A 15,709-nucleotide genomic window follows, 5' to 3' on the forward strand; every position below is an offset into this window, starting at 1 on the left:
AAATACTAAATAAAGAAGATACTTTAATAGTTTTCTTTTAGGTGAATTTTGAGAGTTGATTATCAGTTGTTTGGTTGAGGATTTCAGGATGTCGATGTTCAAAAATATATTTCTCGCAAGGTTGAATTAGATAAAAAGAGAACATAAAATAGAGAAAAGAAAATGCGGACTTGAAAGTGAAATTATAAGTGTACCTGAAAACTGAGACTGTGACTACAAACTGAATTCTAGCAATCTGTTAAATAAACACCAACAGCTAAACCACCTTCGCTAGTTTCCTTATATTTAGAGTGCATATCTTTTGCGGTTTCCCACATGGTATTAACCACTTTGTCTAAAGGTACTTTTACATTTTCGGGATTGGTATCCAAGGCTAATTCTGCAGCGTTTATAGCTTTAATAGCTCCCATGGCATTACGTTCAATACATGGTATTTGTACTAAGCCTCCAATAGGATCGCAGGTTAACCCTAAATGATGTTCCATGGCTATTTCTGCTGCAATTAAAACTTGTTCTGGTGTGCCTCCAAGTAATTCGGTTAAGGCGCCGGCTGCCATGGCAGACGACACTCCAATTTCTGCTTGACAACCACCCATTGCTGCACTTATTGTGGCACCTTTTTTAAAGATACTTCCTATTTCGCCTGCAACTAACAGAAATCGTTTAATATCCTCGAAATCGCCATCGTGGTTTTCTATAACCAAATAATACATTAAAACCGCTGGAATAACACCAGCACTTCCGTTTGTAGGCGCTGTTACCACACGACCTAATGATGCATTAACCTCGTTTACGGCTAAGGCAAAGCAACTTACCCATTTTAGTATTTGGCGAAATTTAACTTCGGTATCTCGTATGCTATAAATCCACTCTACGGGCGTAGTGTATGGCAATTTACCAACTAAGGTTTTATGCATATCGAATGCACGTCGTCTTACATTTAAACCACCAGGAAGACTGCCTTCTGTATGGCATCCTGTGTACATAGAATCTAGCATAACATTCCAAATGCGTTTTAATTCTGTATCAATTTCGGTTTCTGTACGGATCGATTTTTCGTTTTCTAAAACAACCTGCGATACGGGTTTGTTTAGTGTTTTACAAAATTGAAGTAGCTCTGTACCTTTATCTATAGGATAGGGGAATGCGCATTTTATTTCGAAATTCCGTTTTGAGTTTTTTCGTTCTTCTTTTACAACAAATCCGCCACCAATTGAATAGAAGGTTGATGCTGTTTTTTTACCATGACATACTGCTGTAAATTTTAATCCATTGGCATGAAAAGGCAAAAACTTTTTATTGAAAACAATATCTGTTTTAGGGTTAAACTCAATTAGGTGTTCATTATTAAAAGATAAGGTGTTTGTGTCTTTTACTTTAGAAATGATGTCGCTAATGGTTTCGGTAGGAATGGTTTCTGGATTTGCGCCATATAGACCTAGTATAACAGCATAATCTGTGGCATGTCCTTTTCCGGTTAAAGATAGTGAGCCATATAAATCGACTGTGATACTTTGCACAGCGTCGAACTTTTTGGCGTCTTTAAGTTCTTTAATCCAACGTTCGGCAGCTCGCCAAGGTCCAAGTGTATGTGAACTTGAAGGGCCAACACCTATTTTTAACATGTCGAAAACCGATATACACTCCATAAATTAGTCGTTTTGTTGTAAAGATATATCAAAATTTCCTCATAAAAGTAAAGTTGTTAAGCCTGTTATTTTAAAAATATTAGAGTTTAAAAATCTTTTTAGTTATAATTGTATTAGTGCCTTTTATGGAAAGAAAATAAACACCACTTTCTAAATTTTCTGTGTTAATTTCTCTTTTATTATTAATGAGTCCTTTTTGTAAAATTTGACCACTTAGATTTACGAGATTGTAGTTTGTTAAATCATGATGATTATTACTAAAGTGTAAGTTGATTTTGTTTTGAGCTGGGTTTGGATAAATTTTTAAGAAATCGTTATCGACAGTAGTATTGGATGTGGATAAGGTAAAGGAGGATAAAGCACAAACGGCATCAATATCTGCTCCAGGCGTAGTGCCAGAACAAGAACCGTTTGGAATATCTGTAATTTGAATGGCATTAAATTTTAAAGTTTTTTGAGAATATCCGGTTATTACAGCGTCTATATCAAATCCGCGTATTGAGCCGCTTATGGAACCTATTTCATAAAACCCATCATCATCTATATCGGGTATGTTATTGTTAATGAGTTGCGTTTCTGTAAATGCATCGGCTGGTCTAATAGCTAAATCGCTGGCTTCTACTTGCGGACCAATTTCAAAAACAAATACATCATTTTCCTCTGTGCCACTATTGGTTAAGAGATTGTTTGTAAAACCTAGTTTTATAGAGCCACCCTGACCTAAATAAACATAGCTGTAAGGATCTCCAGACACAAAATCATTTAGGCCAATAGCGCCCTCTGGATCGGGGTCGGCATTATCACATCCTGGGTTGTAATCAATAAGTACGTCTGCAAAGGTTATACCGTCTGTACATAGTTCGCAACCATTATTAGACCCTAAATTTTGGCAATCTGGGTCGTTACAGTCAATAAGAGTGTCGTTGTCATTATCTATACCGTCGGCACAGGTTAAGGCTGTATTTTCTTGACCAAAAGTAGACATGGTTAAAAATGAAAATAAAAGAAATAGATGGATTGTAAATGTTTTCATGAGAGTAAGGTTTTGTGTGTTAATAGCTTGATTTAAAGATAGTAAAAGAAAGTGTTATGTGAATGTTCTTACGTGTTAAAGTTTTGATTTATAATTAGTTGTAAAAAATGAAGCGTTTTTTAATAGATATTTAATGTAATAACCCAATTTAAATATGAAGTATGAAGTTTTTAGATAGTTGCGCAAGGGATAGTAGAGGAAAGCCCACAGCCCGACAAAGGAGGTGCGAGGACTTGTAACGGATAGCCCGACCCTTGTGGTTGCGCCCAAAAAAAAATAAAATTGACCGAAGACTGAAGTTTTGATGCGCATGAGTGAGACTGTAAACTGAGACGGTGACTGAAAACTAAAAATATGACACTATGTCATAAATTTTCAGTTGGCATAATGATTGACTTATACAACCTGAAATTAAAAATGAATACAAAGTTTCTGTGAAGACGGAAATCTATAAACAATAAATAAAAAAATATTATGAGTAAAATTATTGGAATCGATTTAGGAACAACCAACTCTTGCGTTTCTGTAATGGAAGGTAACGAGCCAGTAGTTATTCCTAATGCAGAAGGAAAAAGAACGACACCATCTGTTATTGCTTTTGTTGAAGGCGGTGAAATTAAAGTTGGTGATCCGGCAAAAAGACAAGCCGTAACTAACCCTACAAAAACGGTTTATTCTATTAAACGTTTTATGGGTAACAAATATTCTGAGTCTAAAAACGAAGCAGAACGTGTACCATATAAAGTGGTAAAAGGAGATAATGATACACCTCGTGTAGATATTGATGGTCGTTTATATACACCTCAAGAATTAAGTGCAATGATTCTTCAAAAAATGAAGAAAACTGCCGAAGATTACTTAGGTACAGATGTAACACGTGCGGTAATTACTGTACCTGCTTACTTTAACGATAGCCAACGTCAAGCTACTAAAGAAGCTGGTGAGATTGCTGGTTTAAAAGTAGAGCGTATTATTAATGAGCCTACTGCTGCTGCTTTAGCATACGGTATGGACAAAAAAGGAACTGACCAAAAAATAGTAGTATTTGATTTTGGTGGAGGAACACATGATGTATCTATCCTTGAATTAGGAGATGGTGTATTTGAAGTACTTTCTACAGATGGTGATACACACTTAGGTGGTGATGATGTTGATGAGAAAATTATTAGCTGGTTAGCCGATGAGTTTAATGCTGAAGAAAATATGGACTTACGTAAAGACCCAATGTCTTTACAACGTTTAAAGGAAGCTGCTGAAAAAGCGAAGATTGAGTTATCATCTTCTGCGCAAACAGAAATTAACTTACCTTATATTACTGCTACAGCTAGTGGACCAAAGCACTTAGTACGCACATTAACACGTAGTAAATTTGAGCAGTTAATTGACGATTTAGTAAAACGTACTATCGAGCCTTGTCAATCTGCATTAAAAGCAGCAGGTTTATCTAAATCTGATATCGACGAAGTTATTTTAGTAGGTGGTTCTACACGTATTCCTGCAGTACAAGCAGCAGTAGAGAAATTCTTTGGAAAAGCACCAAGTAAAGGTGTAAACCCTGATGAAGTTGTATCTCTAGGAGCTGGTATTCAAGGTGGTGTATTAACAGGAGATGTTAAAGATGTTTTACTTTTAGATGTAACACCTTTATCTCTTGGTATTGAAACTATGGGTAACGTATTTACTAAGCTTATTGAAGCTAATACTACGATTCCTACTAAAAAATCGCAAGTATTCTCTACAGCAGCAGATAATCAACCATCTGTAGAAATTCACGTATTACAAGGTGAACGAGCAATGGCTGCCGATAATAAAACTATTGGACGTTTTCACTTAAGTGATATTCCACCAGCAAGAAGAGGGACTCCACAAATTGAAGTAACTTTTGATATTGATGCTAACGGTATTATTAAAGTATCGGCTGAAGATAAAGCAACTGGTAAGAAACAAGATATCCGTATCGAGGCTTCTTCTGGATTAAGCGAAGAGGAAATCGAGAAAATGAAAGCTGATGCTGAAGCAAATGCTGAAGCAGATAAAGCTGCAGCTGAAAATGCTCAGAAATTAAACGAAGCTGATTCTATGATTTTCCAAACGGAAAAACAATTAGAAGAGTTTGGTGATAAATTATCGGAAGATAAAAAACAACCTATCGTTGATGCTTTAGCAGAGTTAAAAACAGCTTACGAGTCTAAAGACTTAGCTGTAATTACTCCAGCTTTAGATAAAATTAACGAAGCATGGAAAGTAGCTTCTGAAGAAATGTACAAAGCACAAGCGGAAGCGCAAGGTGGTGCTCAACCAGGACCAGATGCAGGAGCAGGAGATGCTCAAGCTGAAGGAAGTGATGTTGAAGACGTAGACTTCGAAGAAGTTAAGTAAGCAGAGAACCATTCTCGATTTTTTATCGAGATTGAGTGAATCGCTTATTCCGAACTTGTTTTCGGAATCTTTAAAATAAAGCTTGAAGTTGTAAGACTGAAGCTAGAAGTTTAAAAAACGCAATCATTAATTTGGTTGCGTTTTTTTTATGGCGTTACCCAAGGGTCGGGCTTTTGGCAGTCGCTTTTTTGTGTTGCATAGGTGCAACAACACAAAAAGAGCTTCAACAAATGCCTCAATCCCTAACGCAATTATCTACTAGGTTTGTTTTATAATGGAAAGTTATTTTGACTTTTGGAGAGGTTCGTTTGATGGTGTTGTGTACGGTTACTTGCGTGTTTAAGCAACTAATTTAGTAAACAAAAACGAACGCGAGAAAATTCCGAAGGAATTTTCCAAATAAGCACTTGCCCAAGCAATTAATTATACACGGTATTGTGCATAGTATTTATTGAAAGTCCGTCGAATTTATTTCTACCTCATACTCGTACAATTCCGTAGTATTATTCAATGGTATGACAATATAATGATTCAAATAAGGGCTTGTTGTTCTGATTTGAAAATTAATTTCATTTTCTACATTTTTATCAGCCCAAATCCTTCTAACAGAACTTTGAGTTGAAGGTGGTATTGGGTCAATTTGCCTTCCTGGATGTTGTTTATACACATTAATTTCTTGAGTTATTTCATCGGTAGTAATGACTCGCAAATCAATAGGAAAAAGCCTTAAAGCCTCAAAATTCAACTCTTCTTGGTTTCCAATGTTTTCATCTTGAATAATTTTCTCCAAATTTGGAATGTGAACCTCTTCGTTATAATCAAGTTGAATTGAATATTTATTTCCGTTTCCAGTTGTAGTGAATGGCAAACTATACTCTCCATTTATGGCAGTTGTTGTTGAATCTATAAATCCTTTAAAAATATAATTCGTTCCAGCGAAAGTTCCTTGAGTACTAAATTCGGCTATTTTTACTTTTTCATTTACTATTGGAATATCATTAGTTGAATCATAAATTTTTCCAAATACTAAAGTTTCAATATCAGCTGGAATTGGGTCTTTTTCACAGCTTATAATTAGAAGCGAAAAACAGGTCAAAATGTAAATCAAATTTTTCTTCATAGCAGTAGGTTTATATTATGCACAATATTTTTACGAATATGAAATCGTTTTAATATTTTATACCCAACGTTAAACGAATTTAGTTGATTATTTTTACAAAGTCAAGCGCTTTATTAATTTATAACTCATTATAAAACTTGACATATATCCATTCAAAACATTTATTTTTACAAGAAATTCAAAGCATGTCCTTTTCATCAAAAATAAAATCTAATTACATCCCAAAACGATTAGCTGTAAAGTTAAACGCTAAAGGCGAGCAGTTTGTTGTGCAAGGGCATCCTTGGGTGTTTTCAAATAATATTACAAAAATAAATGACGATGCAAAATCTGGAGATTTAGCCATCATTTTTAGTAAAAATAAGAACAGAGTAGTTGGTTTAGGGTTGTACGATGCCAATTCGCCCATTCGTATTAAAATGTTGCATAGTAGCTATGAAAAAGCAGAAATTAATGCCGCTTTTTTCAAAAGTAAAATTGAGCTAGCTTACCATAAAAGAGAACCCTTATTACGCACTAATACCAATAGTTACCGTTTGCTTTTTGGAGAAAATGACGGTTTTCCAGGTCTTATTGCCGATGTTTATGCCTCGGTTTTAGTGGTTAAAATTTATTCGGAAATTTGGTTACCTTATCTAGAAAGTATTATTCCTAGTTTACAGCAAACAGCCCAAGCCGAAACTGTTGTAGTGCGTTTAAGTAGAAGTTTAGAGCAATCTAAAGCACATACACTTGAAAATGGCGAAGTGGTTTATGGCGTTTTAGAAAATGAAGTTGTAGAGTTTGTAGAACATGGTGTTAACTTTTCGGCAAACGTTATAAAAGGACATAAAACTGGTTATTTTTTGGATCATCGTGCCAATAGAAAACAAGTAGGCGAGTGGAGCAAGGGCAAATCAGTGTTGGATGTTTTTAGTTACGCTGGCGGATTTTCAGTACACGCTTTAGCCAATGGAGCCAAGGAAGTTACAAGTTTAGATATTAGTAAACAAGCTCTAGAAATAGCCATAGAAAATGGAAAACTTAATAGCTATTCCGGAACGCATAAAACTATTGCTGGCGATGCTTTCGCGGAATTGAAGCAACTTATAAAAAATAACGTGACTTTTGATGTCGTGGTTATAGATCCTCCAAGTTTTGCAAAACAAGCTTCGGAAATTGATTTAGCTAAAAAGAAATACGCTCAACTAGCAGAATTAGGCGAGCAATTAACAGCTAAAAATGGCTTATTGGTTTTAGCATCGTGTTCATCACGAGTTTTAGCCGATCAGTTTTTTGAAATTAACCATAAAACCTTATCAGCTACAAAAAGATCTTATAAAGTCGTTTTAAAAACGGGTCATGATACCGATCATCCTATTGGATTTCCAGAAGGCGCTTATTTAAAATGTGGTTATTATAGGTTTAAAGGGTAGTTTTTAAATGTTTATTTTGTTATGCGTGCATAATAAAATAATGATTATATTTGTCGAAATAAGATGAAACCATGACAACTAAAATCACGCAACTTCTACAAATTAAATATCCAATAATTCAAGCGCCAATGTTTTTGGTTTCTAACGTTTCTATGGTAAAAGAAGCTATGAATGGCGGTATAGCAGGTTGTATTCCTGCCTTAAATTACAGGACTTTAGAGGAGTTACGTATGGCTTTAAGAGAGTTAAAATCTGCCAAACCAGAAGGTGGTTCTTTTGGGTTTAATCTTATTGTAAACAAATCGAATGTAAAATATTTAAACCAACTGGAAGTCATTTGTGAAGAAGGTTGCGATTTTATAATTACCTCTCTAGGAAGTCCAGAAGAAACCATAAATCAAGCCCATAAAGCAGGGATTAAAGTTTTTTGTGATGTTACCGATTTACGTTTTGCTAAAAAGGTGGAAAGCTTAGGAGCCGATGCTATTATTGCTGTTAATAATTTAGCTGGAGGGCATCGCGGAAACATATCGCCAGAAGTTTTAATAAAAGATTTAAGTACAAATTGTAATATCCCTGTTATTTCTGCGGGTGGTGTAGGATGTAAAGCCGATATTGATAAGATGTTAAGCTATGGAGCAGAAGGCGTCTCCGTTGGGAGTCCGTTTATTGCATCTATTGAAGCAGGAGTAACAGACGAGTATAAACAAGCGTGTGTAGATTATGGCGCAGAAGATATTGTAATGACCGAGCGCATCTCTGGAACACCATGTACAGTAATAAATACAGATTATGTTCAAAAAATTGGCACTAAACAAACGTGGTTAGAGTCTGTTTTAAACAAGAATAAAAAACTTAAAAAGTGGGTTAAAATGATTCGCTTTTCAATTGGTATGAATGCGACTAAAAATGCAGCAACCAAAGCCACATATAAAACCGTTTGGGTTGCAGGACCAAGTATAGAACATACCGATAAAATTTTACCTACTAAAGCAATAATAGAGCGTTTGGTAAGTTAAAAGAGGGCTTGTATTCGTGTACGCTTACCTTTTCTTATTTTGAAAGTACATAAAAACTAATAAGCCAATAACCACTATAAAACCTAATATTAATATAAGTTTTATTATATCAAATATTCCTGAAAAATTATTGGTATTGCCATCAAAAAGGATTGATGAACTGGAGAAGTTTTTAGGTATAAAAAGCAAATAGCCAGAACTTTGGTCTACCTTTTTTACATCGTTTAAATATTGTTTAAACTCACCTTTAGTAATGTGGTCTTTTTGGGTTTCTAAATAATAGTATAAATTTATAGCTTTTTGCGATCTATCATAATTTACTTTCCATTCGTAATAGAAACCAGGAGAGTTAACAAATAGTTTATTATTTGTAATGTCCCAAGCTGTAGGCAAGTTGACTTTAATTTTATGTTCTCTTATTATAGGGTAGGTAATAGCTATTTCAGATGTTCTTTTTTGCTTGTTAGGGATATACAGCGAATTCAAAAGGTTGGTTGCCGTAAATGAAGCCGCTATGTGGTTTTCCTTTTCAACCATAGGTTCCCAAATACTATCAATTTTATAGGTTTCAAAAACTTTAAAAATATTGCTGATTTTTCGATCCTTGAAAGTAGGAGCATTAGGTGAAGACACGTTAAAATAGTAATTGGAATAGAAGTTTTCGTATTCTTTTTTAATTGCGTTCTTACCATTGTTTTTAAAGTAATTACGCATATTATCTGCTTCAGATTCATAATACGTACTAACAACTTTAAGTATTGCACCTTTGCCTATAGTATCAATAGTAAACTCTTCTAAAACTTCAACTTTATTTTCAGATTTGGGTTTAATTTCATCAAACTCCGTATTACCTTTTTGTAAAACTAAACCAAATCTATAGTCAGGAAAATGAGTACTATCATAATCACCTCCTTGGTTTGTTATAGTAGGGTCGTAATAATATTTACTTTTATTATCAACGACCTTTACCACACAATGATCAAAAAATTTAGGAGATGGTAATAGTTCTTTTATAGAGTGTTTTAAAGTCGTATTTACTAACATGGGATAAGCTTCAATTCCCATTTCTTTCAGCATCGTTATCATTAACAGACTTTTATCTTTACAATCTCCAAAACGTCTTTCAAATACAAGATTTGGAGTAAATGGTTTGTAGCCACCTATGCCAAATTCAAACCCAAGGTATCTAACATCATTTTGCACAAAATCGAGTGTGGCTTTTATTTTTTCACCTTTAGAGGTAAAAGCGTTATTAATTTCATTAATTTTTAATTGTAATTTGTTGTCAATTTTTGTGTTTACCTCGTATAATTTTATTCCCCAATCTACAACCTCTGCCCAAGAGTTGTACTCACTAACAAACAGCGTGTTATATATAAATTTCCAAGAAGGTATATTTTCTTCGTAATCCAATTTTGTAGTATTGGAAACGACCCAGTGGTATTTATTAAGGTTATTTACTTTAGTAAGATTTAAAACAGGACTCGTATTAAATGTTTTGTGATTTAGTTTGTTATTTGATAAAATAGAAACATTTATTTTACCAATAGGATCTATATCGTTTAAATAAAACGATTGAGAGTACTTTTTACTAAGCGGATTAAACCCATAAATGGAATAGGAATAATCAATAATATCGCCAGTTCTTACATCCGAAATATTCATAACTGCCGATAGCGATCCATCATACAAGTAAATCTCCGTATTAAGTTCGCGGCGCATTACTTGAAAGTTTGATAGGTCTAGTTTATCAATAATTTTATTGTCTCTTATTACATTAATGCTATGGAATTTTAAAGATTGATACGCTGGATCGTAAGAAACACTTACTGTTGATGCATTTTGAATACCTACATTGTCTGTGATTTTCATTACCAACCTTGAGTATTCTATTTTTTTCGATGCATGTATTTGATTGTCATATAATAAAATAAATGAACCATCTGAAACATCATCTATATGCATTACATCTTCAGTGTAAGTATTAGTATCAACCCAATTGGGTGTTTTTTCTTTTAATACTTGCGAAAAAAGTTTAGTTGTGGATATAGTAATTACTAGTATTGCAATAAAAAATGATCTCATAAAAGGTTGGTCTTATAAGTGGTAAAGTTAAATTTTTATGTAAACTTTATATTTGTTTTTAGGAAAATCGATGTATAAATTTTCTTATTTTCGATTAAATGCTAATTATTACAGCCTTAATAATTTGAAAAAATAACTGAATAATGTTCCATACAAATGGAAAAAAAGGTATCCTTTTATATGGGATTGCTAAAATTATTCAGCTTAATTAATTCAATATTTTAAGAGCTGTGTTTAAGTTTTAATGATTAAAATCCTTTAAAAATAGATGTTTTTATAGTGTCCCATTCTTCTATTAAAATACTGTAACAACACGTACTACGTTTAAATCCATCGGGCATTAATACATCGTTCCTCAAAATACCTTCTAGAGTACCACCAATTTTTTCAACCGCCTTTCTAGATCTTATATTTCGTTCATCTATTGTAAATCCAACTTTATCAAATTTTAAGGTTTCAAAGGCATATTGTAGCATTAAAAACTTCATATTCATATTTAATCCTGTACTTTGAAACTCTCGTCCAATCCAAGTCCAACCAATATATAAAACTTTGTTAGTGGTGTTAATAAATCCGTATCGCGTGCAGCCAGCATAGGTTTGTTTTTCTTTATCGAAAATAATAAATGGCATAGCTTTATTTGCTTCGGCTCTTTCTAAAGCTGTTTTTACATAAATTTCCAAATCTTTGGGTGTGTCAATTTTACTAGGGGAATATTGCACCAATTTATCTTGTTTGGCAATGTCTATTACATGCGTGTAATTTTCTAAACTTAAGGGGAGTAGTTTTACGCGGTTATTTTCTAAGATTGGTGTTTTCATTAATAGGTCTTTTTTATCATGCCCCAAAGGGAATGAATCTCTTAAATTGAACTTAAATTTATCTATGATTGTTCTAGCATTTTGTACTTTTACAACTGCGAATAAAAATAAACTATTATATGCAATTATCTAAAAAAGATACGCTGGAGCGCGCTAAATTGGCGTGTAAAAACACTTTAATGGAAACATTACAAATTGAAATGATTGACTTTGGTGAAGACTTTCTAATTGCAAGAATGCCCGTTAACTCTAGAGTATATCAGCCAGATGGTGTTTTACATGGCGGTGCTACAGCAGCTTTAGCAGAAAGCGTTGGTAGTTTTGCTTCTCATATTTTTATTGATACCGATAAGTTTTTTGTTCGCGGCATAGAAATTTCGGCAAATCATTTAAAAAGTGTTAAGGAGGGATTTGTTTATGCAAAAGCAACGTTTATTCACAAAGGCAGAACAACACAATTATTGGAAATTCGAGTAACCGACGACGCCGATAATTTAATTTCTATCTGTAAGCTTTCAACTATTGCTTTACCTAAAAAATAAGAATGATTTCAAACGATTTTTTTGAGCGTATTGAATCGCATTTTCAAAATAAATTACCATTTGTAAGCTACAGAAAACCTAACTTAGGTAAAGTTTCGGCACGACTACAAAAGGATTCGAGTTTACATTTTACTGCAGATTTTACAGAAGATGGTTTTGTGTTTTCGCCGTTCGATGACATAACAAAAACAGTGTTAATGCCTAGTGCTTTATCCGAAATTATTTCAACGTCTTATGTCGTTGAAGAATCCGTTGAAGCTTCTAAATCGTTACCAGGCGCATCACCCGAAGCGGAGCATTGTCATATTAATTTGGTTAATAAAGGCGTAGATGCCATTTTAAATTCAGAATTAAAGAAAGTGGTGTTATCGCGACAAGAAACGGTAAAACTAACAGAAGATAATCCGTTTCAGATTTTTAAACGGCTTTTAAACACCTATAAATCGGCTTTTGTATATTGTTGGTATCACCCAAAAGTAGGGTTGTGGTTAGGTGCAACGCCAGAAACGTTAATTAAAATTGAAGGCCAACGGTTTTCAATTATGGCGTTAGCAGGCACACAAGAGTATAACGGTAGCTTGGATGTAGTTTGGCAAAACAAAGAAAAACAAGAACAGCAATTTGTAACCGATTTTATAATTGATAACCTTAAACCATCGGTGGAGGATTTTAAAGTTTCGGAAGTCGAAACCGTAAAAGCCGGAAATTTAGTGCATTTAAAAACCATGATTATGGCGCAGTTAAAAGCAAATACGCCATTAAAACAAGTTATTGAAGCCTTGCATCCAACACCTGCAGTTTGTGGTTTGCCAAAGCAAATGGCTAAACAATTTATATTAGAAAACGAAAATTATAACCGCGAATTTTACACAGGTTTTTTAGGTGAGTTAAATTGCGAAACCATTATCGCACCAAGATCAAGTAAACGTAATATAGAAAATAGAGCCTATGCTGTAAAGCGCAAAAGCACCCAGTTGTATGTTAATTTACGCTGTATGCAGCTAAAAAATGAAGCAGCCATAATTTATGTTGGTGGTGGTGTAACCGAAAGCTCCAATGCGGTTAGCGAGTGGGTTGAAACGGTATCAAAATCGGTAGTCATTAAATCTGTTTTATAAATGGTAATTTAAAGGGCTATTTTGTATTTTTGTAGCACTCATCTTGACTTTTTTATTATATCCAGAAAAGAGTTAAAATATGTTTATATAAAACTGTTTTTTTAGGCAAAGCATCGCTAAGTATATTGAAATAGACAAAATAAGGGCGGATTATATCCGTTTTTATGGAGTTTAAAAAATCAAGAAGAGTTCTTTTATAAAATTGCTACATGATTTACCCTAAAATTCCGCTTGCCCAAACCGTTATTCAACTTTGTAAAACTAAAGGTGTTAAGCACATTATTATTTCACCAGGAAGTAGAAATGCACCTTTAACTATTGGTTTTACTAACGATCCTTTTTTTAAATGTTATAGTATTGTTGATGAGCGCTGTGCAGCTTTTTTTGCACTAGGAATAGCGCAACAATTAAAGGAACCTACGGCTGTAGTTTGTACTTCGGGTAGCGCGTTACTTAATTATTACCCAGCGGTATCTGAAGCTTTTTTTAGTAATATTCCGTTAATAGTTATTTCGGCAGATAGACCTAAACATTTAGTAGGTATTGGAGATGGACAAACCATTAATCAGAAAAATGTTTTTGAAAATCATATTTTATATTCGGCTAATTTAAAGCTAGATTTAAAAGATGAAAAACAGGTGCCTAGTCATGAAGAACTGCCTATTTTTAAAAACCTAGAAGATAAGTTTGAACGTTTATTAGGACTGCAAAAAGATATTCAAACCAATAATGAAGAAGAAATAAATACAGCCATAAATGCGGCAAACATAAAAAAAGGTCCCGTACATATTAATGTTCCTTTTGATGAGCCTTTATATGATATGGTTGAAACCTTGAGCGTTTCGCCAAAAATAATTGAAGCTGTAGCTAAGGAAGAGGATGTTGAAGATTATGTTTTAAAATCTTGTTTTGAAGATTGGAATTCGGCATCGAAAAAAATGATTTTGGTAGGTGTAAACGGACCGAATGAAATAGAGAAGAAATGGTTAGACGAAATAGCCGAAGATGATAGTGTAATTGTTTTAACCGAAAGCACATCAAACCTACACCATTCTAGTTTTTTTCCTAGTATTGATAAGTTAATTGCACCGCTTAACCCGGAGGAAAAAAAGCAGTTACAACCCGATATTCTAGTAACATTTGGAGGTTTAATTATCTCTAAAAAAATTAAGCAGTTTTTACGGCAATACCAGCCTAAACACCATTGGCATATTGATGCTAAAATGGCTAAGGACACGTTTTTTTGTTTAGATACGCATATTAAAAAATCGCCAAACGCGTTTTTTGAATTGTTTTTGCCTAGAGTTACGCATTACGTAAAGAGTAATTATAAAGCTACTTGGACAGCGGTAAAACAACATAGAAGTAAGAGACATAAAGCCTATATGGCAGAAATTCCATTTTCTGATTTTAAGGTGTTTAATAGTGTTTTAAAATCGATTCCAGATGATTATATATTACAATCTGGAAATAGCTCGACCATTAGGTATACACAACTATTTAAAATACATAAAAGTATTGATGTGTTTTGTAATAGAGGTACGAGTGGTATTGATGGAAGTACATCTACAGCCATTGGTTGTTCTGTTGCTAGCACGAAACCAACCGTTTTTATAACAGGCGATTTAAGTTTCTTTTATGATAGCAATGCGCTTTGGAATAATTACATACCTAAAAGCCTTAGAATTATTGTTGTGAATAATAAAGGGGGAGGTATTTTTAGAATTTTACCTGGACATAAAAACACTGAGAATTTTGATACGTATTTTGAGACCAATCATAACTTAACTGCCGAACATTTATGCAAAATGTATGGTTTAAATTACGAGGTAGCAACAGACGAAGCAACGCTTAAAACAAGCTTGGAATCGTTTTACATGGAAAGTGAGCATCCTAAACTTTTAGAAATTTTTACACCGAAGGATATTAATGATGAAATACTGCTAAATTACTTCGAGTTTGTAAGATAATAATGTGACCGTTAGATAATTATTGTGTCAAAAAATTAGTACCTTTAAAACGGATAACTATTTAATTTTTTTCTAACATATTTAAACTTTATTATTATGAGTAAAAGAGACGAGCTTATTGTAAAATATGCTGCCGATTTAAAAGACAAATGCGGTGTTAACCCAGACATGGATTTATTAACTAAAGTAACTATTGGTTGTGGACCATCTATTTATAATAAGGATGCGGCAACGGTTTCAGGATCGGATGACTCTGAATTAGCTACTGTTAAAAATAACTTCTTAATTAAAAAATTAGGATTAAGTGATGGACCTAAGTTGGATGAAGCTATTGCATCTGTAATGGAAACTTATGGAAAATCTAACCGTAACAAATATAGAGCTGTTGTATACTACATGCTTACTAAGCATTTTGGTAAAGAGTCTATTTACTAGAACCTAGTTTATAAAATATTTAAAACGTTACATTGCTGTAGCGTTTTTTTTTGTTTTTAATTTTATGGATATCGTAATTAAGAATTTTTGTTGTTTGTACTTTATTGCTGCCATGACATGCGC

General features: G+C 33.6%; 12 protein-coding genes. 7 read left to right on the forward strand and 5 right to left on the reverse strand.

Translation table 11 applies throughout. From position 1 onward, the window contains the following. Nucleotides 1-227 precede the first annotated feature (227 nt). Entirely contained in the window at nt 228-1,649 is a 1,422-nt protein-coding gene (locus tag HNQ90_RS07800; protein ID WP_144116079.1) for an L-serine ammonia-lyase, read from the reverse strand. A gap of 79 nt (nt 1,650-1,728) precedes the next feature. Then, nucleotides 1,729-2,682 (reverse strand): T9SS type A sorting domain-containing protein, encoded by a 954-nt coding sequence (locus tag HNQ90_RS07805; RefSeq protein ID WP_144116078.1) that lies wholly within the window; start codon nt 2,680-2,682, stop codon nt 1,729-1,731. 474 nt (nt 2,683-3,156) lie between these two features. On the opposite strand from HNQ90_RS07805, the gene dnaK reads away from it, so the two are divergent. Continuing rightward, on the forward strand, nt 3,157-5,061 hold the full coding sequence (gene dnaK / locus HNQ90_RS07810) for a molecular chaperone DnaK (protein ID WP_144116077.1): 1,905 nt from the start codon (nt 3,157-3,159) through the stop codon (nt 5,059-5,061). Nucleotides 5,062-5,509: 448 nt separating this feature from the next. On the opposite strand, the gene HNQ90_RS07815 is transcribed toward dnaK, so the two are convergent. After that, the gene (locus HNQ90_RS07815; protein WP_183822306.1) at nt 5,510-6,181 is read right to left on the reverse strand and encodes a hypothetical protein; all 672 of its coding nucleotides are present in this window, start codon (nt 6,179-6,181) and stop codon (nt 5,510-5,512) included. Between the two features lie 185 nt (nt 6,182-6,366). Here HNQ90_RS07815 and HNQ90_RS07820 point away from each other — a divergent pair, with 185 nt between their 5' ends. Both HNQ90_RS07820 and HNQ90_RS07825 read left to right on the forward strand, forming a co-directional pair. Next, nucleotides 6,367-7,596, forward strand: coding sequence for a class I SAM-dependent rRNA methyltransferase (locus HNQ90_RS07820; RefSeq protein ID WP_144116097.1), 1,230 nt, complete (start codon nt 6,367-6,369; stop codon nt 7,594-7,596). Nucleotides 7,597-7,667: 71 nt separating this feature from the next. After that, entirely contained in the window at nt 7,668-8,615 is a 948-nt protein-coding gene (locus tag HNQ90_RS07825; protein WP_144116075.1) for an NAD(P)H-dependent flavin oxidoreductase, read from the forward strand. 24 nt (nt 8,616-8,639) lie between these two features. On the opposite strand, the gene HNQ90_RS07830 is transcribed toward HNQ90_RS07825, so the two are convergent. Together HNQ90_RS07830 and HNQ90_RS07835 are read right to left on the reverse strand one after the other, a co-directional pair. After that, nucleotides 8,640-10,700, reverse strand: a complete 2,061-nt coding sequence (locus HNQ90_RS07830; RefSeq protein WP_144116074.1) for a DUF3857 domain-containing transglutaminase family protein — start codon at nt 10,698-10,700, stop codon at nt 8,640-8,642. Between the two features lie 248 nt (nt 10,701-10,948). Continuing rightward, complete coding sequence (locus HNQ90_RS07835) at nt 10,949-11,521, reverse strand: GNAT family N-acetyltransferase (RefSeq protein WP_144116073.1); 573 nt, start codon at nt 11,519-11,521, stop codon at nt 10,949-10,951. 119 nt (nt 11,522-11,640) lie between these two features. Here HNQ90_RS07835 and HNQ90_RS07840 point away from each other — a divergent pair, with 119 nt between their 5' ends. From HNQ90_RS07840 to HNQ90_RS07855, 4 genes are all read left to right on the forward strand, one after another. After that, a complete protein-coding gene (locus HNQ90_RS07840; protein ID WP_092853293.1) occupies nt 11,641-12,063 on the forward strand; it encodes a PaaI family thioesterase in 423 nt (140 codons plus the stop codon). A gap of 2 nt (nt 12,064-12,065) precedes the next feature. Further along, nucleotides 12,066-13,181 carry a chorismate-binding protein gene (locus tag HNQ90_RS07845; RefSeq protein ID WP_144116072.1) on the forward strand — a complete coding sequence of 372 codons (1,116 nt, stop codon included), beginning with the start codon at nt 12,066-12,068 and terminating at the stop codon, nt 13,179-13,181. 209 nt (nt 13,182-13,390) lie between these two features. Beyond that, the gene (gene menD / locus HNQ90_RS07850) at nt 13,391-15,151 is read left to right on the forward strand and encodes a 2-succinyl-5-enolpyruvyl-6-hydroxy-3-cyclohexene-1-carboxylate synthase (RefSeq protein ID WP_144116071.1); all 1,761 of its coding nucleotides are present in this window, start codon (nt 13,391-13,393) and stop codon (nt 15,149-15,151) included. Nucleotides 15,152-15,247: 96 nt separating this feature from the next. Continuing rightward, nucleotides 15,248-15,586: a DUF2853 family protein gene (locus tag HNQ90_RS07855; protein ID WP_144116070.1), complete on the forward strand. Its 339-nt coding sequence runs from the start codon at nt 15,248-15,250 to the stop codon at nt 15,584-15,586. Nucleotides 15,587-15,709 lie beyond the last annotated feature (123 nt).

Source organism: Algibacter amylolyticus (assembly GCF_014202225.1).
GTDB classification, from domain to species: domain Bacteria; phylum Bacteroidota; class Bacteroidia; order Flavobacteriales; family Flavobacteriaceae; genus Algibacter_B; species Algibacter_B amylolyticus.

Excerpts from the sequence above, each read along its gene's own strand:
- HNQ90_RS07800 (WP_144116079.1), bottom strand. The coding sequence starts at position 1,649 with ATGGAGTGTATATCGGTTTTCGACATGTTAAAAATAGGTGTTGGCCCT.
- HNQ90_RS07805 (WP_144116078.1), bottom strand. The coding sequence starts at position 2,682 with ATGAAAACATTTACAATCCATCTATTTCTTTTATTTTCATTTTTAACC.
- dnaK (WP_144116077.1), top strand. The coding sequence starts at position 3,157 with ATGAGTAAAATTATTGGAATCGATTTAGGAACAACCAACTCTTGCGTT.
- HNQ90_RS07815 (WP_183822306.1), bottom strand. The coding sequence starts at position 6,181 with ATGAAGAAAAATTTGATTTACATTTTGACCTGTTTTTCGCTTCTAATT.
- HNQ90_RS07820 (WP_144116097.1), top strand. The coding sequence starts at position 6,367 with ATGTCCTTTTCATCAAAAATAAAATCTAATTACATCCCAAAACGATTA.
- HNQ90_RS07825 (WP_144116075.1), top strand. The coding sequence starts at position 7,668 with ATGACAACTAAAATCACGCAACTTCTACAAATTAAATATCCAATAATT.
- HNQ90_RS07830 (WP_144116074.1), bottom strand. The coding sequence starts at position 10,700 with ATGAGATCATTTTTTATTGCAATACTAGTAATTACTATATCCACAACT.
- HNQ90_RS07835 (WP_144116073.1), bottom strand. The coding sequence starts at position 11,521 with ATGAAAACACCAATCTTAGAAAATAACCGCGTAAAACTACTCCCCTTA.
- HNQ90_RS07840 (WP_092853293.1), top strand. The coding sequence starts at position 11,641 with ATGCAATTATCTAAAAAAGATACGCTGGAGCGCGCTAAATTGGCGTGT.
- HNQ90_RS07845 (WP_144116072.1), top strand. The coding sequence starts at position 12,066 with ATGATTTCAAACGATTTTTTTGAGCGTATTGAATCGCATTTTCAAAAT.
- menD (WP_144116071.1), top strand. The coding sequence starts at position 13,391 with ATGATTTACCCTAAAATTCCGCTTGCCCAAACCGTTATTCAACTTTGT.
- HNQ90_RS07855 (WP_144116070.1), top strand. The coding sequence starts at position 15,248 with ATGAGTAAAAGAGACGAGCTTATTGTAAAATATGCTGCCGATTTAAAA.